13 protein-coding genes, 1 tRNA gene and 1 pseudogene are annotated in these 19,699 nt (G+C 43.0%); 4 read left to right on the forward strand and 11 right to left on the reverse strand.

Features of this window, described 5'->3' with window-relative positions:
* Positions 1-113: 113 nt before the first annotated feature.
* From NEE14_RS09870 to mltG, 3 genes are all read right to left on the reverse strand, one after another.
* Entirely contained in the window at positions 114-698 is a 585-nt protein-coding gene (locus tag NEE14_RS09870) for an indolepyruvate oxidoreductase subunit beta (RefSeq protein ID WP_251967539.1), read from the reverse strand.
* Entirely contained in the window at positions 695-2,293 is a 1,599-nt protein-coding gene (locus tag NEE14_RS09875) for a thiamine pyrophosphate-dependent enzyme (RefSeq protein WP_251967540.1), read from the reverse strand. The genes NEE14_RS09870 and NEE14_RS09875 overlap by 4 nt, the downstream gene beginning before the upstream one ends.
* Before the next feature lie 70 nt (positions 2,294-2,363).
* Entirely contained in the window at positions 2,364-3,404 is a 1,041-nt protein-coding gene (gene mltG / locus NEE14_RS09880) for an endolytic transglycosylase MltG (protein WP_251967541.1), read from the reverse strand.
* Between the two features lie 142 nt (positions 3,405-3,546).
* Between mltG and NEE14_RS09885 the strand changes: the two genes are divergently transcribed.
* Positions 3,547-3,636: transfer RNA gene (locus NEE14_RS09885), tRNA-Ser, on the forward strand.
* Between the two features lie 300 nt (positions 3,637-3,936).
* Positions 3,937-4,143: pseudogene (locus NEE14_RS09890) on the forward strand (Arm DNA-binding domain-containing protein); the annotation flags it as partial.
* Between the two features lie 107 nt (positions 4,144-4,250).
* On the opposite strand, the gene NEE14_RS09895 reads toward NEE14_RS09890, so the two are convergent.
* The 6 genes from NEE14_RS09895 to NEE14_RS09915 form a co-directional block, all read right to left on the reverse strand.
* Complete coding sequence (locus NEE14_RS09895) at positions 4,251-4,757, reverse strand: hypothetical protein (protein WP_251967542.1); 507 nt, start codon at positions 4,755-4,757, stop codon at positions 4,251-4,253.
* 353 nt (positions 4,758-5,110) lie between these two features.
* Positions 5,111-5,923 carry a hypothetical protein gene (locus tag NEE14_RS09900; protein ID WP_251967543.1) on the reverse strand — a complete coding sequence of 271 codons (813 nt, stop codon included), beginning with the start codon at positions 5,921-5,923 and terminating at the stop codon, positions 5,111-5,113.
* 415 nt (positions 5,924-6,338) lie between these two features.
* Positions 6,339-6,746 (reverse strand): ABC transporter transmembrane domain-containing protein, encoded by a 408-nt coding sequence (locus NEE14_RS15855; protein WP_422394647.1) that lies wholly within the window; start codon positions 6,744-6,746, stop codon positions 6,339-6,341.
* Positions 6,747-6,809: 63 nt separating this feature from the next.
* Positions 6,810-8,072: a clostripain-related cysteine peptidase gene (locus NEE14_RS09905; protein WP_251967544.1), complete on the reverse strand. Its 1,263-nt coding sequence runs from the start codon at positions 8,070-8,072 to the stop codon at positions 6,810-6,812.
* A 412-nt stretch (positions 8,073-8,484) separates the two neighbouring features.
* Entirely contained in the window at positions 8,485-11,994 is a 3,510-nt protein-coding gene (locus tag NEE14_RS09910; RefSeq protein WP_251967545.1) for a hypothetical protein, read from the reverse strand.
* A 121-nt stretch (positions 11,995-12,115) separates the two neighbouring features.
* Positions 12,116-12,955, reverse strand: coding sequence for a DUF6261 family protein (locus NEE14_RS09915; protein ID WP_251967546.1), 840 nt, complete (start codon positions 12,953-12,955; stop codon positions 12,116-12,118).
* 643 nt (positions 12,956-13,598) lie between these two features.
* On the opposite strand from NEE14_RS09915, the gene NEE14_RS09920 reads away from it, so the two are divergent.
* Positions 13,599-14,885: a carboxypeptidase-like regulatory domain-containing protein gene (locus NEE14_RS09920; RefSeq protein ID WP_251967547.1), complete on the forward strand. Its 1,287-nt coding sequence runs from the start codon at positions 13,599-13,601 to the stop codon at positions 14,883-14,885.
* Here the strand turns inward: NEE14_RS09920 and NEE14_RS09925 are convergent.
* A complete protein-coding gene (locus tag NEE14_RS09925) occupies positions 14,851-16,821 on the reverse strand; it encodes an SUMF1/EgtB/PvdO family nonheme iron enzyme (protein ID WP_422394703.1) in 1,971 nt (656 codons plus the stop codon). The genes NEE14_RS09920 and NEE14_RS09925 overlap by 35 nt on opposite strands.
* A gap of 60 nt (positions 16,822-16,881) precedes the next feature.
* Entirely contained in the window at positions 16,882-17,145 is a 264-nt protein-coding gene (locus tag NEE14_RS09930) for a tetratricopeptide repeat protein (protein WP_251967549.1), read from the reverse strand.
* A 167-nt stretch (positions 17,146-17,312) separates the two neighbouring features.
* Here NEE14_RS09930 and topA point away from each other — a divergent pair, with 167 nt between their 5' ends.
* Positions 17,313-19,658 carry a type I DNA topoisomerase gene (gene topA / locus NEE14_RS09935; protein WP_251967550.1) on the forward strand — a complete coding sequence of 782 codons (2,346 nt, stop codon included), beginning with the start codon at positions 17,313-17,315 and terminating at the stop codon, positions 19,656-19,658.
* Positions 19,659-19,699: the final 41 nt, after the last annotated feature.

Here is a 19,699-nt window from a genome sequence, read left to right on the forward strand (position 1 = left end):
GCCAGCCAGGCTCTTTCCTACAAACGAACCAGATTTCAGAAATTCATAGCCGGATGAATGGTTCTGAAACCTGGTTAGCCAGAAAATGAGCCCAACGGCTCTATCTTTACAAATTACTGATTATGCTTCTGAGCCAGTTCGTATCCAGCTTTCAAAGCTTTCAGGTTCATGGCAACAATTTCTTCTCCCTTACGGGCAAAGATACTGCGAACACCATCTTCTATCTTTTCATATTCAATTCCCAAGAACGGAGTAGCCGCACCCAGCATCACGATATTGGCCGCCCGCATTGAGCCGGCTTCCTTGGCAATGGCTTCTACATCCAACACCACCTTATGGGGAAGTTTATCCAGTTCGGCCTTGACTTTTTCCAGATCCGGATAATTCGGGATATTGATAAACGGCTGTGAATTTGTTACCAGCCAGCCTTCTTTATTCAGATACGGCAGATAACGCAGACTTTCCATCGGCTCGAGAGAAATGATCAGATCGGCATGTCCCAACGGAATCAGATCCGAAGCAATCGGACGATCCGACAAACGCAAATTCGACTGTACATCGCCTCCACGCTGACTCATACCGTGTACTTCTGCCTGCTTCATATACAAACCTTCCTTTAAGGCAGCTTCACCAATAGCGGCAGCAATCGAAAGGATTCCCTGTCCGCCTACACCTGACAATATAATATCTGTTTTCATTTCTTATTCGCTTTTTTCTTTCTGGTTAATGTCTGAATACACTCACGGCGCGGAATCAAAACCGAAACACCTTTATACTCAATTTCCTCGCGGATAATGGCCTTCATTTCCTCATAATTCTTCTTCAAAGGAATCATGACCCGGATATGTGCAGGATCTACACCGATACCGGCACATATAGATTCCAGGCGACCTGTTCCCGCAGAATCCTGTCCGCCGGTCATGGCCGTCGTCTCATTGTCGGATATGACAATGGTAATGTTGGTATTCTCATTGACACAATCCAGCAAACCGGTCATACCTGAATGCGTAAAGGTTGAATCGCCGATCACCGAAACAGCCGGGAAAACGCCCGCATCCGAAGCACCTTTGGCCATGGTAATAGAAGCTCCCATATCAATACAAGTATCTATCGCACGGAAAGGAGGCAGAGCGCCCAAAGTATAACAACCGATATCGCCAAAGACTTTTGCCGTCGGGTATTCAGCCAGTACTTCATTCAAGGCCTGATACATATCCCGGTGACCACAACCCTGGCAAAGTGCAGGCGGACGTTGTTCTACCACTTCCGGTTTTGCATAATATTCGGTGATTTCCAAGCCTAAGGCAACACCAACCGCATCCGGTGTCAATTCGCCATCATGCTGTAAAGTTCCATCCAGACGGCCATGTACCTTCAAGCCTTTGCTCAAGAGGCCTTTCAACTGCTGTTCCACTACCGGATAACCTTCTTCGAGCACCAGAATCTCATCACAAGTATCGACCAGACGTTCCAGTTTATCGTGAGGAACCGGATACTGCGTGATCTTCAAGACCGGATGCTTGAATCCGTTCTGACAATTCTCGGCCAGATAATTAAATGCAATACCCGTAGTAATGATACCCAACGACTTATCCGGTCCGTCGAAATAGACGTTATAAGGAGAATTCTCCGATTCCTGCATGAATACTTCCTGAGCCGCAATCAGTTTCTTATAACGCTGACGGGCTAAGGCCGGCAATAAGATAAAGCGCTGCCGCCCGTCTTCCGGACAATGCATCGGCAACTGTTCCTTCATCGGCTGTGTTTCCACGCCGGCACGCGAATGCGCCATACGTGTTGTCACACGCAACAAAATCGGATATCCTAATTTTTCTGATAGTTCAAAACCATGATAAACCATATCATACGCTTCCTGCTGGCTGGAAGGTTCCAGCATCGGAATCATGGCAAAATTGCCATACATACGGTTATCCTGTTCATTCTGCGAAGAGTGCATTGATGGATCGTCGGCTGTCAGGATAATCATACCGCCATTGATTCCACTCATGGCTGCATTCATAAAGCAATCGGCTGCCACATTTAACCCGACATGCTTCATACAGCACAACGAACGCTTTCCGGCATAACTCATTCCCAACGCAGCTTCCATCGCTGTCTTCTCATTGGCACTCCAGTTACAGTGAATCTTCCGCTCACGAGCCACCGGAGAATTCTGAATATATTCGGTTACTTCAGTAGAAGGCGTTCCCGGATAGGCATATACGCCCGAAAGACCGGCATCAATAGCCGCCTGGGCAATTGCCTCATCCCCTAAAAAAAGATGTTTTCCCATGTTATTATGATATTAATGTCTTATTCAACCTTCAAAGATACGTTTTTTGTTATACATTGAAAGCAATCTCCTAAAAAATCTTTCTTCTGTTAAGTTCCGAACGGTATCTCGCAGCATTTCTATTGTGCTCGGCCAAGGTGACCGCAAAATTATGGCGACCAGAAAAATCTTCCTTCGCACACATATATAAATAACGGTGTTTCGTGTAATTCAGGACAGCATCTAAGGCCTGAATCGAAGGAATCCGGATCGGGCCCGGTGGTAGTCCGGCATATTTATAGGTATTATAAGGAGAATCGACTTCCAGATGCTTGTCCAATACCCGGCGAAGCGAAAAATCACCCACGGCAAACTTCACGGTCGGATCGGCCTGTAAAGGAATCCCTGCTTTCAGCCGGTTCAGATACAATCCGGCAATGACCGGATATTCATCTACAGCCGCCGACTCTTCTTCAATGATCGAAGCCAAGACCGATACTTCAATCGGAGTCAGTCCTGCCGCCTGCGCCTTCTGCCGCCTGGCGTCATTCCAGAAAGCCTTATATTCCCGCTTCATCCGGGCCATAAACCGTTCGGGCGATACATTCCAGTATACTTCATACGTATTGGGGATAAACATCGCCACAATGGTCTGTTTATTAAACCCCATCGAATCACACCAAGCTGAATCGTTCATCATCCGGAGCAGTTCATCACCGCTCAGCATCAGTTCCTCATCCATTCTTCTGGCCAGTTCTTCCCGCGAACGCACACCTATAAACGTGAGCCGGACAGCTTCCTGATGTCCGCTCCGCAAACGCCGGACTAAATCCAGATTGCTCATCTTCGGATCTACCCGATACCGTCCCGTTTTTAGGTGACCGGCATAATTCATCCACGAAGCCAACTGACGGAAACTTGCGATATGCAGGCAGGCAGCCGAGTCTTCCAGTTCACGACACAGCTGATCCCAGTCCTTATGTTCGTCAATATAAACATACACCGGTTTTTCAGAAAAGAAATTTGGCGCCCAGATAATACGGTAAATCCAAAGCCCACAACAAAATAGAATCAGGAATACCGCAATGCTGCAAATCCAGATCCAGTGGTGAAAGATGAAACGTTTGTTCATACATTTAATGAATTGATTTTCAGAATCGGTCACAAAAATAGCATCTTTTTTCCGAAAAAACATGCCAAAAGTATTGTTTATTAAAAAATAAGGTTTACCTTTGCATCGCAATTCGAAACAATTGCAGCAGTCATAAACAATTGGAAGTTTGGGTGAGTGGCTGAAACCAACAGTTTGCTAAACTGTCGTACGGGTTACCGTACCGGGGGTTCGAATCCCCCAGCTTCCGCCATGAGTTTAAAAGAAGGTATTTACGAAAGCCTTCACTCAAGGAGTCAAAGCATCGTATATCAATCGATTACGGTGCTTTTTTTCGTATATTTTTGTTTCAAAGTGAAGACCATCCAGCATCGGTTGGCAGTCATATCTTGGTCAATTTCTGCTACAATTTCTGCTACAGAAATTTTTCCGTCACAAAAATGTAGCAGAGACGACGAAATGAGGACTAAATTGATACCTTGTAAATCATTAATTCATAATAAATTATGTTGAACTTTGTAGTAAAGTTACCACGTAAAAAAGATTAGTTATTATGAGAATGATTTTTAAAGTTTCGTTCTATGTTCGATCCAATTACGAGAACAAGAATGGCAAATCTCCTTTAATGATTAGAATCTATTTAAACAGGGAGATGCTGAATGTAGGTTCTTCCGGACTTAATGTTGATAAAAAACTATGGTGTAATGCAACAAGCCGAATGAAGGGACGCTCTCAGGAAGCTTTATCTATTAACCGGGCGTTTCGCTGTGCAAGTTAGCCATTTTCTTTCGGAAACAAACCTTTCGGCGAAAAAATTTTTTGATTGCGACCCTAAATCCGCAAAAATTTGACAATTATTTTTGCATACTATTCTTTGGGAAGAAAACGCATGGGCATAAACAGCTGGAAATGATAGTCGCTACCGGCAAAGAGCTCCGGGGTTGCGGGGATTACGTATGGAGACAAGTCGAAACCTATCAATTCTTTCCCGAAATGGTAGCAGTTGGCTTCGTATTTCAAGACGACGGGGTCGGATTGTTTCGGGAAATGCATTCCGAAATTCCAAACCTTTAAGTCTTTATCGAACTGAAGGACGTATTCGACAGGTTTTAATGCCGCCAATTCGTCGCCGGTCAATCCAGCAAAATGTTTTTGAAAAATCGGTACGATTTTTTGCATACACGCTACATTATTCACTGTCCGGAAAGCCCTTGCATTCATATCCGGATTGATCTTTCGCGGCGCAGGGGAATCCGATGCTTTAAGTCTTAGGAAAATAAGACTTCCCAAATCATTTACTTCGAAATGCTCATAATTCTGGGCAAACAACGAGGCAGATACGAATAAACTGAGAAATAAAATAAAGGTTTTCATATCTATTTATTTTAGGTTTTTTGAGGTTTTATAGGCTTATCAAAAAACTTACGAAGAAGCTGTGGTGTGAAAGTGGTAAGGACTTTATCTGTGAAAATATCTGTTTCATGGTTTTAATTATTTTATGGTGACAAAGATAAAGATTTATGCTTAATTTGTCAACCTTACCAGGATTTGATCTGGAGAAAAACTTCTTTCGTACAAGGTGCAAGCTTTCTTTATATTAAGAGGCTTACACCTTGCACTAAAAGAGTAGAAGAAAGTTCCGGAGAATACTTATTATCAACCGTTTGAGAGCTTCCATTGAATTAGCTAAGGAATAATAATTGTACCCGTTTCACCAGGGAGATGAATCAATTATTGTTTATAAAGTCAATACTTAAATCTAAAATATCTTTGCGCATTTCTGAACTCAGGAAAAATATATCTCCAGATTCTTCAAATTGCTGAATAGCCTCATTATTCTCCATCCAACTCATCATCGGAGCATACTGGCAACTAACCATTATTCGAACTAAACAAAAATAGAAAGAATCCAGAGAAGAAGATTCATTCTCCATCTCTAATACTTTTTCAACAGAGGCCTTTCTTTCCACCATTTCTTTTGCCAACAACAATTTTTCATCGGCTGATAACTGCTCAAGGAAAATTGTTTGTGATAAAAGCAGTTGTAGGGAGTTGTTGTAAAAAGTATGCGACACTTTCGTCGGTTGCATTCTGTTATACCTTTCAACCAAACAAGAAGCAGCGTCTGACCGTTTCGTCAACTCTAAATAAATATTCCAATCAAGCAGAACATTGTTTAGAGATTCTTGTATAGACGAATTACTGCTAAACCCTATAAGATCTTTGAATTTCGGATGTTCCCACATGGCCTGAATTACGGCTTGCGTCGTTTGATTATTTAATACATCATCAGGCACATGGCAAGCCATATTCATTTCTTCACCACTGTTTAATTCTTTCCACGAAGGCATACCCGGTAAGCATGGATAATTATAAGATCCTTCAGGACGCGGCATATTCATAGCATCTAATGCTTCTGCCACATAATAAGAATATTGCTCATTGTCTAATTCTTGAAAAGAATTGAAATTATCCTCTTCATTATTACAAGAAAAGAATAGAGGCAATAATGTCATAAGGAAATAAAGCTTGACTCTCATAATTTTGACTTTTAATAAAACATAGAATAGATCATACATTAACAGAAACCATAAAGCCAAAAGAGTGAATAAACTCTCTTTCGTATGAACAGTATACAACTAATTAAGTAGATGACAGAATATATTTGGCTCTCTAAGTGGTTTTATTTATTAGAAAATACACCCACTCGTTGTATGAGACAACCTTTTACAAAGGAATAAAAAAAAATTATCTTATGCAATATTGTATTATGATAAAATAAAATAGTTGCAAGCGTTTTCTATCCATGTATAAGTTGTTATCAAAAGAAGCCTTACTTAAAAGGATATTATCTCTTGAAAATTCTAAGTTCTTGATTACAATATTCAGTGACTTTAGAACGATGCATGATAAATATCATGGTTCTATCTGGCATAAAATTAGTCAAGTTTCGCATTAATACAAAAGGAAAAAGAAGGCGGCAATAAATTGAACGCTTGTTACTAATATAGACGGAAATAATTGGCCAATCGCATTAGTTACAATCCTGACATCTTCAATCAGCCGATTAAGCATATCTCCTGTGTGACGTCGTTTCCGATCAACTATATATGCTGTATCAAGTAAATGAGAGAATAAATGATACCGAAGATTATTCCGGAGCTGAACATCATTATAAACAGATAAACGAGTATTAATGGCAGAAAGGGAGATCTGTCCAACAATGCAGCATATCAATAGGCCGACATACACTTCCATACGAGCATGGACATCGCCCGTGGCTATATCCATCAGCATTTTACATACATAAACAAAGGCTAACGAAATACCCACATATACGACTCCTATAAAGCTGCTCAGCATTACAGAAAGCCGTACTCCCCGAAGTTATACAAAACCAACGTAGCATATTCATAATTAACTATCTCACCACAATCCGATATATTCGGCCCATGCCAAACCTTTATAATACGTATTCCAGCTGGCATATTTTGTATCCTGCTGGAACGGAAAATAAGACGACAGGCCGGAAAAAGAAAGAATGGGCATATTACCGCCCCAACCACCATAATACACAGAATAACAGGTCGGCGTACTAGCCTTGTATGGCACTGCCTCGTTGAGAGCCAACGACCAGCGGCTATATTCGTCATCGGAAGCTATGTGTTTAACCAGATCGCCGAAATCATAATATGCCTGTTTGTATACACCGCCATAACGCCGGTCCGAATCAAACACTTGTACATCGGCCAAGTCGGCCTCGGTCAAAGCATAAATTTCATCCGCATGATTCTGATAAATGGAGCGGGTTTCCTCCGCCAAATAGGTCAGCCCCGCCGTATTCACCACCGAGATAGCAGCACCCGAAGTCCAGTGATCATTGCTTCCGCCTACTCCGCCGGCATAAAGGGCCGCATACGAATCGTAATACGTTTCGGCCATACCTACGACATCCGCCCGACTGTCGGCAAACAACGGCTCTAATACTAAATCATAAGGAGAACCCGGTCCGGGTGTTTCCAACGGGCATGCCACTAAATAATCCGTATAGTTGCGGAACTGATATGCCACTTCAATTCCTTGCATAAAACAGGCATCGAAATAGATGAAGTCGAAATGGGAAGAGGCACCTAATAACTGGCAGCCTTCCGACACGGCTTTCTCTAAATCCAAGATATCCATCTGCGGACCACTGCTGCCACCATCCTGACCAAATGAACGCAGAGATTGGGAAACAGGCAACCAGCCATCGCCATGTGACCAGAGAACCAGTCCGTAACTCTTCGCCGGATAAGCCGTAAATGCCCTATTGAACACATCCACCATCCGTTCGACCGTCACCGATGAATCGTCCTGTTCCGGATATTCATATACGACAGTTTCCTGTATCGCACCCGTAGCCTGGTCTTTCCCAATGTGAATCAGTTTGGGTAAAGCCGTCATTCCCTGTTTGTCCTTATTTACATCCACATACACCAGCAGATGGTTATTGTTGGCAACAGACTCCATACCGGAAAGCATCTCATCATAATCATCCAAAGCAAACGATGACAACGAGTTCTCGGCCGCCAAATAAACCAGAATAGTCCGGTTCGGCAACTCTTCTTCTGTTATCTCCGGTTCCGAATCGGAACAACCCGGCAACACCAGACACATCAGCAACGACAAATATAGAAAAACGATCTTCATGTTTTTTCAGATTTTCATATATCCTCAGGGAAGAGCGTACCCCGATCTTCTCCTAACGTGCTCAAAGGTAGACAAATTCCGAATGATACCCAAACAGAACATGCAGTTTATGGGATATATGAGGAGAAGCATAAACAAAAACATAAGTTTCCTTGTTAATCCTTTGGAAAGACAAAAGCCAACGGCCCGTTTCCATATAAGAAGAGGAGAAAGACCGAAGCCTCTCTCCTCTTGTTGATTCATGTCCCCGCGTTTCGCAACGGAGGAAAACATACTTCATATACTAAAAAAACGCTAACAAGTAAGCTTTACGCTTTCTTGCTGCTATACCCGCATTTCGCAACGAAGGTATAGCTCGATTGTATAAAAAAGAAATATTAATTATAATCATGTCGATAGTCTATATCTTTAATTACTTAACGCGTATTTTGAACACCTGTTCACCTACACGTACTACATAGATACCCTGATTCAACGGGTAAGACTGCAAACCGATCTGTTTTGTCCGTTTAACTACAGCACCTGTCATTGAAACAACAGTGATGTCATCCTGCTGCGGTGTATAGATATATAGACTGCCGTCTTTTGCATATACCCGGGCTGCACCGTCGATGTCTTCCATACCGGTTACTACGCCTTCGGCACGTACATAGATGTCTTTCCAGATATTCTTGATCTGGTACTGACCGTCTTTGTTCAATGTCAATGGTTCCCAATCGCCATACAAACCACGCTTGAATGACAGTTTCAAGGCACTGGCATCATAGCCTTTTTCTACATTGACAGTAACGATGGTTGACTGACCACCCTTAACGACTTCACGGCTGTATTCCAGTTCTACCCCTGCACAAACTTCATCGGTGTAGATGCGGTATAATCGGATATCGCTATCACCATCTTCATCACCGTCACCGTCTTCATCCGGATCTGTAGTAACAGTACCCGATATATTGTTGCCGGCTGCGTACGAACTTCCGTTCACTGTAATATCATAATTATTTACTTTAAAGTTATTAGTAGTTGCATCTTTTATTGTAAATCCATTAATTGTTACTTCATAAGTATTATCGGAAATTAACTTAGTCACAATTGTGCCTTCGAATTCAGGATATTCGCCAGATACTAAATTTTTACAATCCAATAAATCTGCTATTTCGACTCCTTCTAATGTTTTAACGTTCTCTTTAAAAGATATAAACAAATCTCGTTCTGTAATCTTTAAAGTAACCTCTTTTGTAGCATTCTTTGTGATATATGTACTATTCAAGAATGTAATAGTCGCCTCATGATCTCCTACATTTACATCATCAGGATAATTTACGCTAAAGTCGGCACCTTCTTGCAATGTTTCGGTTGCTCCGGCTACAGTAATTACCAGTGAACCTAATTTCGGCATAGTACCATCATACACATGTTCGAAGCCTTTATTCCATGGCGAATCATCACCTGGTTTAACATCCACATTGGTTGCATCATCTATTGATACTATTAATTTTCGAGTTGCTGTAGCTCCCGCAACTGTATAATTTGAATTTCCAACAATTGCATTATCTCCAGCTTTGAAGTTTACAGTATATACACCTGGTTTAGTTTTCCAATCTTCTGTCGCAGCTGATACATCTTTTACATTTACAGTTGCAGTCATTCCACTGGTAACATTTACAGATTCGTTACCAACCTTGTTAGTCAACTCGACATAATCATCCCAATCTTTTGCAAAATCAGGAACAATAGAAGATACTTTATAAGATATAGGTTTATCTTCTGTGGCTTTCAAACCCAACTGTCTTTGTCCAACAGTTACAGACAGATTCGTTTCACATTCTTCTTCTTCACCTTGATTTCCAATATTAAATTTTACAGACTCTCTTAAAGATTTTAACTTCAAATTACGATACGTACCAGCATCTTTAATTTCTAAAGAGATATCATCTACTGCATTTTTATCTTGATCATCTTTCGTATATCCACTAATAATATAATGTACACCTTCACGTGGTTTACCACTAGTAGTTGGAGTTTTACCATTGATTGTAAATGTAAATGTTAATAGATGGTATGCATCATCGACTCCATGGTCCTTATCCCATCCATTATGACTTGAACCATCATAAGTATGCTCCCTATCTGTTACTTCTACACCCGTAATGACAATCATACCATTATGAAGAATCATTGGAGTTTTGACTGTACACATCTCTGTTCCTTCTGTTAACTTCACTTTTACTGTAACATTAGGCAATTCCTTATAACCATTATCTAATAAAGGATCCAAACTTGGTTTACCTATCATTTTATTCCCTGAAAATTTTACATTGTCCAATCTATTTCCTGCAGCAGTTCCAGGGACTAATTCATAAGTTAGCAAATCAATGGCTTCTTCAGGCATAGTTGCAATAGTTGGGCAATCACTACTGGTTTCTATCCATTCATACTTCGGATCCACTAAAGCTAAAATAGGTTGTTCCATATCAACCCACACCGGAGAAATAGTAAAAGCTTCTTCTTGTAGAGTTGTTACTGAACTGGAAGGCAAAGTAAAAGTGCAAACTTTATTTCCTTCTTCACCTGTTGTTTGTTCGATAGAAGAAGATGATGTTGCTTTTTTATACCAACCTATATAGTAATGTAAATTGCAAGAAATATTACTGGGAACAGTAACCTCTGTGCCCGGTGAGAAATACATATCACTTACAGCTTCTTTAGCTTCTTCCAAACCAGTAACAGTATGAGTTCCTTCTTCACTTATTTTCGAATCAGCATAGGTAATTTTATAAGCTTTTAAATTAGCTTGTTTGTCTAAGTTAGGGGCATAAACTTGCGTACCTTCCGGTAACGTTACTTCACCGTTTAGTGTTGAACTATTCCCATCTACTTTCAACTGGTTATTTACACTTGCTATATCATTAGTAGAAACGGTTAATGTACCAGAATTCTTATCTTTTGGAGCAATAATCAATTGCGGAGTAGTTTTATTACCCGCATAATTATATCCATAACCAATGTCATATCCTTTATTTGATGACGTATTAATAGTTCCTCCTATAATTGTAATTGAAGAACATGTACCCTGACAACCACCACCTATTCCGGCACCGTGTTCATTGTCTTTTGATACAGAACCTGCTGCTTCACATTTCGCTGTAATGTTTCCACCTTTTATAATAATAATTCCCTTTGTTGAAGGATTGACATTAGTGGATCCTTGCTGAACTTGTGCGCCACCACCTATTCCGGCACCATCAGCATAGATTTGATTTACATTCTCTGCAATCGCTTGACTAATTGCTGTAACATTTCCACTTTCTATAATAATTGTTCCAAAATTGGGATCTAGATTATCTCCTCCTATTCCGGCACCTCGAGTATGATCTGCCGTTGTTGTATTACAATATGATCCAGCTTCTAATGAACCTTGATCATTCGGACCTGCAATAATCAAAGTAGCACCATCTTTAACATTAATACCGGCTCTATTACCTCCACTCCAGAGTTTATTAGCTCCTTGCCAAGAGAGTGTTACGATCGAACCTGTATTAATTTCCAAAGCGCAACGATCCATCTTTACCAAAGCTGCATCCTCACCTTTTGATGACAAAGTATTTGGTAACGCAGCATTGGTTTTAACACCTTCCAAAGTAATATTTACACTACCTAAACCTTCTTCAACTATGATTTGGACATTACTTTTGTCATTAGCATCTTGTCCATTATCAATAATTCTGTATGAACCAGTCTGCTTAATGATCACTTTATTACCTTCATGGTCAAAATTTCCATGATACGCCTCATATTCCTGGGTAACTTTCTTCGGAAAAGACTCATTATGAATACCTGTAATTTCTATCGGTGTCTGCCCCCACACGGCACCACTCAACGTCGCCAAAAACGCGACTAAAAAAGTAAATAATTTTCGTTTCATAACTTTTAGTATTAATAATAGTGAATATTGAATATCTTTTATCTACATCTATTACTCCCGCCTGAGGGAGTCGTGGGGCCATACTGTTTGCCCCGGTTGGTTTTGGTTTATCGGTTGGAAGTTAGTCCACCGGGACGAACTCTAAGTTCCCGTCGTCAGTACCGTCGGGATTCTTGTTTTCCTCTTCCGCTGTGCCCTCTTCCGCCTGCTGTTTGCGAGCTTCTTTCTGTGCCTGGCTCTGCTTGTAGCTGGTCTTAAAGTTGGCAATGACACGGTTCATTTCGTCGATGATGGAAATACAAAACTCCCTGTCCTCTTCACCAGTGGCCATCAAGGCAGAAGCATACACCAACGTACAGATGTCCTGATAAATCGCGTCTGTTTTCTTACGGACTTCTACCGTAGTTCCATTTTGCGACAGGGAATTTTCTGAAGTCCGCTCGTTTTTGGCCAAATCAAAAGCATTGTTGGCTGTTTCGAGGTTGGTCAAGATAGGTTCGAGGTTCAACGCCGCGACCGCTTCCGAATTCTCTTCTTTCCGCAAATCGACGAGTAAGCCCTTAATCAAGGATGTTTCCGCATCATCTGCCTGATTTTGGATTCCCTTATACGGGCGAAGTACGATATCGATTTTCTGGGCAGCCGACTTGGTATTTCCCTTTGTCGATCCCATTGCATTTGAAACCATGAAGAACAACATCGACAACAGACGGTCGCGCTCGGCTTCTTCCTCATCCATGGTAAGTGTATAAGTACTGGCGTAACTCTTTCTATTTAATTCCACTTCCCGATCGATCAATCCCTTATATATACTCAGCATTTCTTCCGAAATGTGCAATTTTGCCCGTATGTCCGTCAGCAGCGAATCTAAAATATTTAAGATATGCTGATGAAAACCGACATGCAAGGCATTGCTATACCGTTGGCATGAACTACTTTCAATTTTTGCAATATTACTCATAATAAACTCTTTAATAAGTATTTATCTATCCCTATTCTTTCTGATCAACCTCCGATTTGGCGATAATATATATTCTCTTCAGCCTTTATGCAGGCAACAAAAGGGAATCGTTTTCTCATTCTATGTTTCATGCAACGAACAAATAGATCATTTTTCAAAAAACAGAACTTTTGTTAGTTAGCAAAAGATGCAACTTTATATAAACAATAGTTTTGTTTGACAACAAAAGAGCCGTTATTATAGAAACAGTTCTTTTGCCTGATGACAAAAAGATTGTCTTTGTGGCAACTATGCTTTTGTTTGATAACAAAATAATCGTTTTTCAGGTAACAGTGGTTTTGTTTGGTGACAAAAGCATAATTTTTATAACAACACTTCTTTTGCAACATGCAGAAATAAAAACTGTCACATATCCCTTTTTACAAAAATACAATTAGCGCAGTTACGCCAGAACTTGTTTTTCTGTGTTTGCAAAAGTATGAATTAATTTTAAATAACAAGCTTTTCTCCTTCAAATATTTTCACAATCATTCTTTTTTCTTCTTTTCTTTTTGTATATTTGGCATGAGGCTGAATTGTTGAAGATGAATCGATCATTCCGTCGGGCTATCCGGCTTTGTTTCACACGTTAAACGATACGATTATGAAGTCTCCTGTTTTATCACTCTTTCATCTTCTGCTGGTAACATTTTTAATGGCCGGCTATTTTGTTGAACCATTAAGAGCACAAGTCACGGCCGATACCAGCCGATATGTCACCATCGAAGGAATGGTGCGCGACCAGAACGACCGGAAAAGACTGGAGTTTGTGCACGTCACCGTACCGGGTACACCTATCGGCACCGTTACCAACAGCGAAGGTGTGTTCTCTATCAAGATCAAACGGTCACTGCAGGCCAGACAGATTCTTTTCACACATGTAGGCTACAAAAACCAGCGCATTCCGATTGATTCACTCGACCAGTCTGGACTGAAAATCTACCTGACACCTACTACCCAACAACTCAGCGACCTGATCGTGCGGGGAGGCGATGCCCGTTTTATCGTTGAAGAAGCCATGCAACGGGTAAGCAGCAATTATGCCCAGTCTGCCACCCTGCAAACGGGGTTCTACCGGGAGACAGCCCAGAAAAGAAGACGCTACATCTCGATCTCAGAAGCTGTAATTGACGTTTACAAGACAGCATATACGCAGAAGAACATCGAGCACGACCGCGTGCAAGTATTGAAAGGAAGAAAACTATTGAGCCCGAAGCCAGGCGATACATTAGTGGTCAAGCTGTTGGGCGGCCCTACATTGCCGGTGTTTGTCGATATTGCAAAAAATCCGGATTTAGTACTCGATCCGCTTGTTATGCCTTGTTATGCCTTTGAGATGCAGGAAATCACCTGGCTAAACGAACGGCCGCATTATGTGATCCGTTTCTATCCGCAAGTAGTCTTGTCGTTTGCCCTGTATGAAGGCTTGCTATACATTGACCAAGAACGGTTGTCGATTAGTCGGGCCGAGTTCAACCTCGACATGAGCGACCTTGACAAAGCCACGGAAGCTATTCTACGGAAAAAGCCGTTCGGCCTCCGCTTCAAACCCATGGAAGTGTCTTTCTTAGTCACTTACCGGGAGCACGAAAGACATTCCTATATAAATTATGTACGGAATGAAATCCGCTTCAAATGCGACTGGAAACGACGGTTATTCTCGACCACCTACACCATCGTCTCTGAAATGGTAGCGACCGACAACCGGCCGGCCACGGGAAATATTCCGTATAAAGCCTCTTTCAAGTCGAATCATTCGCTTTCCGACCGAGTAAAAGACTTTGCCGACGAAGAATTCTGGGGAGATTATAACATCATCGAGCCAACCGAATCGTTAGAGAATGCCGTCCATAAGCTCAAAAAGCAACAGGAGCGGGCCGCCCATCGGTAATCCAGGCCAGATTAAAGCAGTAATACAGCCGGCTGCTCACCAAATGGATCAGATTGTCCGGGCTTTGTGTGGCTGCCATGTAGCCACGGGGTTCGGCGTGTGTGGCATCCATCAGAAAATGTTTGGTCCAGGCGCCACCATCCAGAAAGCGGGTTGCACCATCAGTCAGCAGTCGTTTCACCGGCCAGGTCTTGCCTTCATCATACGATACGGCAGCATACAAGCCATACCCCCGGTAATTATTTCCTTCCCGATCTGGGAAAATCAAGCCCCGCTCAGCTTCGGGCGTACGCAACGGATGATCAGTAAACGAAATAAGCAACAGCGGACCTTCATTCAGACGCATAAAGACCAGACGTTGTCCACCGTCAATCGGAGGGAACTCAGAAGCATAATACGTCCAAGTCTTTCCCATATCTTTCGAGATGCTCATTGGCATTCGCAGTTTCCCTTCCTTATTCAAAATGCTGTTGCCCCGTGCCAACGCCATGAGTGAACCATCTTTCAATTGAACCACTCCGGCATGAATACCGGCTATCGTCGAGCCCGTATTTCCTTCCTTAAACTCCGGCAGCGGTTTCCCGTCCCACGGATCCTGCCAAGTCTTGCCTCCATCTTTGCTGATATGAATGGCTGCCCCGTCGTGACTACCTGGTCCGGCATCACAAGGCTGGATCAGCCAGCCTTCGCGAGTACAGATTGTCCCGGCAATGACCTGATGACGTTTGGTGTGTTCCGGAGCAATGATTTGCGGAGCCGACCAGGTCTGTCCGTTATCCCGGCTGGTACGCATCACCATCATCAGATTCTGCCAGTCGCCCGACGCCTCCACACCGTTCAGATGATACAACGTACCCTGACGGTCGTTCAACAAAGCCGAGCCTGTCATATTCCGGTCAGGCACTTTAAAGAAGAGGGAAGAACGGTCCCACTGTTCCGTTCCCGCCCGCAAACGGGAAGCCAGTACCACCATACCCCGGCCATTTTCTTCATCTGCCGAGAACCAGATTGCCAGCAGATCGCCGTTATCACACCAGGTAATAGCCGGCTGGTGATTATGAGAAAAGAAAGGATTCCCACTACCCGATTCCGGTTGCAATACATAAGGAACCGGCGCTTTGAATACCGGTTCTTTTACGACCGTCCAGGTATAATCTGTCTGATTCACTTCTTGCTGGTTAGCCGGAGGAAGTGCCGGTGCAACCGTCGCTACCGGAGTAAACTCCGATTCTACTATCCGGAAACCGGTCTGTGCGTGCTTATCATCCGGAATCATCGCCATCCGATTGCCCGAACGCAGGTATTTATCCGGCGTATTATGGCTGCCGCCACGTGTTACCCGGAAATCTCCAGTTGTCCTACCGGCCGGATCGTTCTGTTCACCCGGTAAATAAGGACCATACCAGTCCAGACACCATTCTTCCACATTGCCGTGCATGTCACAAAGTCCGAATGCATTCGGCGGTGTTTGCCCTACTTTCAGCGAGACCGGCTTCAAGTCGCGGGCCGTCTGCTGATTCTTCCGATAAGCTTCCGGCAGGCCATCACCCGTATTATATAGGTAATACGTACCAGCCCGGCAGGCATATTCCCATTCCGCTTCGGTAGGCAGACGATAGTGTTTACCTTCTTTCTGGCTGAGCCACTCACAGAAAGCCATCGCATCCACATAACTGACGTACACCACCGCTTCATCATCTTCCAGCGAAAGTCCATTCTTTCCCCGCAAGGTCTTATGCTCCGGGCGAAAGGCTTCAAACTGGGCGTTAGTGATCTCCGTTACGCTCATCTTGAACGGATGAGTGATGTTTACTTTATGAACAGGCAGCTCATCATAATTCTCTCCGCCCCCTTCACCACCCATATAGAAAGAACCGGCGGGAATATCCACCATCCGAATCTCCGGCAGTTGCTGGGCAAAGGCGAACTGTACCATCCAAATGCCGACCAAACATCCTATCAGTTTCCCCCTATTTTTCATGGTATTCTTCTTCTTTTACTGGTTATACATTTCTTTATAATAGAAATCCAGGATGTCCATCAGCATATCATAGGCATTCTTGGCCGGACTGTCCGGATTCCGGTGAATAGCTTCCAGATAATTATTCAGTGCCTGCCGGTTGTCACCCTTCTTCCGCCAGGCATTTCCCAATAAATAATAGGCTTCATCACTATCCGGGTTTTCCTGTATATAAGCGTTCAATCGCTGAATGGCCTCATCTACTTGGCCTGCATAAATCAGATTCTTTATTTCTTCCATATCATTTCATTCATCACGTAGAGACTCAGCGTGCCACATCAGACGCGGCACGCCACCTCTCTACATTAATATATACGGCACAAATGTATAAAAAAAGAAGCCAATTTGTTTTATTTAAAGATTATCTTGTACATTTGCAGCCGATTCCAATCAGAAAGTAAACAATTATGCAAAAAAATCTGGTAATAGTGGAGTCTCCGGCCAAGGCAAAAACCATTGAAAAGTTCTTGGGTAAAGACTATAAGGTTTTGTCGAGCTATGGACACATCCGCGACTTGAAAACGAAACAATTCAGTATTGACATTGAGCATAATTACGCTCCTCAATACGAAATTCCGGCAGATAAGAAAAAGCTGGTTTCTGAACTCAAAGCTGAATCTAAGAACGCCGAAATGGTCTGGCTTGCTTCCGATGAGGACCGCGAAGGAGAAGCCATTTCATGGCATTTATATGAAGTCTTAGGACTGAAACCTGAAACAACACGCCGAATCGTTTTCCATGAGATTACCAAGACAGCTATCTTACATGCTATTGAAACGCCACGCAGCATCGATATGAACCTGGTCAACGCCCAACAGGCACGCCGAGTACTGGATCGTATCGTAGGCTTCCAGCTTTCTCCTATTTTGTGGAGAAAAGTCAAGCCCGCCTTATCTGCCGGACGTGTACAATCGGTAGCTGTCCGGCTGATCGTGGAACGAGAACGTGAAATTCAGGATTTCGTATCAGAGGCGGCCTATCGGGTAACAGCAAATTTCATCCTTCCTGACGGTAAGACAATATTGAAAGCAGAATTAAACCGTCGCCTGAAAACGAAGGAAGAAGCACAGGCATTTCTGGAGGCTTGCCAACATGCGACCTTTACCATCGATGATATCAGTAAGAAACCGGTACGGAAATCTCCGGCGCCCCCGTTCACTACATCAACTTTGCAACAGGAAGCGGCCCGAAAATTAGGCTACTCAGTTTCTCAAACCATGATGATTGCCCAGCGTCTGTATGAATCCGGATTAATTACCTATATGCGTACCGACTCATTCAATTTGAGTGACTTAGCTTTAGGGACAACCAAAGAAGCTATTCTGGAATCATACGGAGAAAAATATTATAAGTTCCGCCAGTATCATACAAAGAGCAAAGGAGCACAAGAGGCTCACGAAGCCATTCGTCCGACGTATATTGCCAAGGCAGAAATCGACGGTACGGCCCAGGAACGCAAGTTGTATGATCTGATCCGCAAACGGACTATCGCCTGCCAGATGGCCGATGCCGAATTGGAACGGACTACCATCTCTGTGGATATCAGCGGACAGAAAGAGAAATTCGTAGCTACGGGTGAAGTCGTTGTATTCGATGGATTTCTGCAAGTCTACCACGAAAGTACGGATGACGATCAGGAAAAAGAACAAGGAAACACATTGCTGCCCGCCGTCCATCTGCAAGATGCCTTACAACTGAAGGAAGCAACGGCTACGGAACGTTTCACCCAGCGTCCGCCCCGCTATACAGAAGCGACATTAGTCCGTCGTCTGGAAGAATTAGGTATTGGCCGCCCGTCAACATACGCGCCAACAATCCAGACAATCCAGAACCGGGAGTATGTTGTAAAAGGAGATAAAGAAGGAACTGAGCGTGCATTTACCATCCTGACATTAAATAAGAAGGGGATTCAGGAAAGCAGCAAGACCGAAATGGTCGGAGCCGACCGAAATAAGTTAATGCCTACCGATATCGGCATTGTGGTGAATGACTTCCTGATGGAATATTTCCAATTAGTCATGGACTACAACTTTACCGCCAAGGTAGAAAAAGAATTCGATGCCATTGCCGAAGGTGAAGAAAACTGGACGAAAGTCATTGATAATTTCTACAAGGTATTCCACCCGATTGTTGAACAGACTTCGGCCATCCGCACAGAACATAAAGTGGGCGAACGTCAATTAGGTATTGATCCGAAAAGCGGAAAACCTGTTTTCGTCAAGATCGGCCGTTTCGGTCCGGTTGCCCAGATAGGTGAATCCAATCCGGATAAGGACAACGAGAAACCTCAGTTTGCCACCTTGTTAAAAGGCCAGTCTATTGAAACCATCACATTAGAAGAAGCCTTGAAGTTATTCGAACTGCCACGCACGGTAGGTGAATATGAAGGGAAAGTTGTAGTAGCCGCCATCGGCCGCTTCGGCCCATTCATCCGTCATGATGGCAAGTTCGTTTCTATTCCCAAAGACAAGAATCCGATTTCCATCACCTTAGATGAAGCCATCGAACTGATTCAGCAAAAACGGGCGAAAGATGAGAACCGTTTCATCAAGAAGTTCGAGGAAGAACCAGAGCTGGAAATCTTGAACGGCCGCTACGGACCTTACATTGCGTATAAAGGCAAGAATTACCGGATTCCCAAAACCGGCTATACGCCTGCCGAAATGACTTTGGATGATTGCATGAAGCTGATCAAAGAAGCAGATCAGAAACCGGCGACGAAGAAACGGGTTACCCGCAAGAAAGCAGAATAAGGTTTTCTATCCTATAAGAAAAGCCCTCGGATTTGCTGTTG

It is taken from the genome of Parabacteroides sp. AD58, from assembly GCF_023744375.2.
GTDB classification, from domain to species: domain Bacteria; phylum Bacteroidota; class Bacteroidia; order Bacteroidales; family Tannerellaceae; genus Parabacteroides; species Parabacteroides absconsus.

What these genes read in the sequence shown, in the direction of transcription:
- NEE14_RS09870 (WP_251967539.1), bottom strand. Translation starts at nt 698, where the DNA reads ATGAAAACAGATATTATATTGTCAGGTGTAGGCGGACAGGGAATCCTT.
- NEE14_RS09875 (WP_251967540.1), bottom strand. Translation starts at nt 2,293, where the DNA reads ATGGGAAAACATCTTTTTTTAGGGGATGAGGCAATTGCCCAGGCGGCT.
- mltG (WP_251967541.1), bottom strand. Translation starts at nt 3,404, where the DNA reads ATGAACAAACGTTTCATCTTTCACCACTGGATCTGGATTTGCAGCATT.
- NEE14_RS09895 (WP_251967542.1), bottom strand. Translation starts at nt 4,757, where the DNA reads ATGAAAACCTTTATTTTATTTCTCAGTTTATTCGTATCTGCCTCGTTG.
- NEE14_RS09900 (WP_251967543.1), bottom strand. Translation starts at nt 5,923, where the DNA reads ATGAGAGTCAAGCTTTATTTCCTTATGACATTATTGCCTCTATTCTTT.
- NEE14_RS15855 (WP_422394647.1), bottom strand. Translation starts at nt 6,746, where the DNA reads ATGCTGAGCAGCTTTATAGGAGTCGTATATGTGGGTATTTCGTTAGCC.
- NEE14_RS09905 (WP_251967544.1), bottom strand. Translation starts at nt 8,072, where the DNA reads ATGAAGATCGTTTTTCTATATTTGTCGTTGCTGATGTGTCTGGTGTTG.
- NEE14_RS09910 (WP_251967545.1), bottom strand. Translation starts at nt 11,994, where the DNA reads ATGAAACGAAAATTATTTACTTTTTTAGTCGCGTTTTTGGCGACGTTG.
- NEE14_RS09915 (WP_251967546.1), bottom strand. Translation starts at nt 12,955, where the DNA reads ATGAGTAATATTGCAAAAATTGAAAGTAGTTCATGCCAACGGTATAGC.
- NEE14_RS09920 (WP_251967547.1), top strand. Translation starts at nt 13,599, where the DNA reads ATGAAGTCTCCTGTTTTATCACTCTTTCATCTTCTGCTGGTAACATTT.
- NEE14_RS09925 (WP_422394703.1), bottom strand. Translation starts at nt 16,821, where the DNA reads ATGGTACAGTTCGCCTTTGCCCAGCAACTGCCGGAGATTCGGATGGTG.
- NEE14_RS09930 (WP_251967549.1), bottom strand. Translation starts at nt 17,145, where the DNA reads ATGGAAGAAATAAAGAATCTGATTTATGCAGGCCAAGTAGATGAGGCC.
- topA (WP_251967550.1), top strand. Translation starts at nt 17,313, where the DNA reads ATGCAAAAAAATCTGGTAATAGTGGAGTCTCCGGCCAAGGCAAAAACC.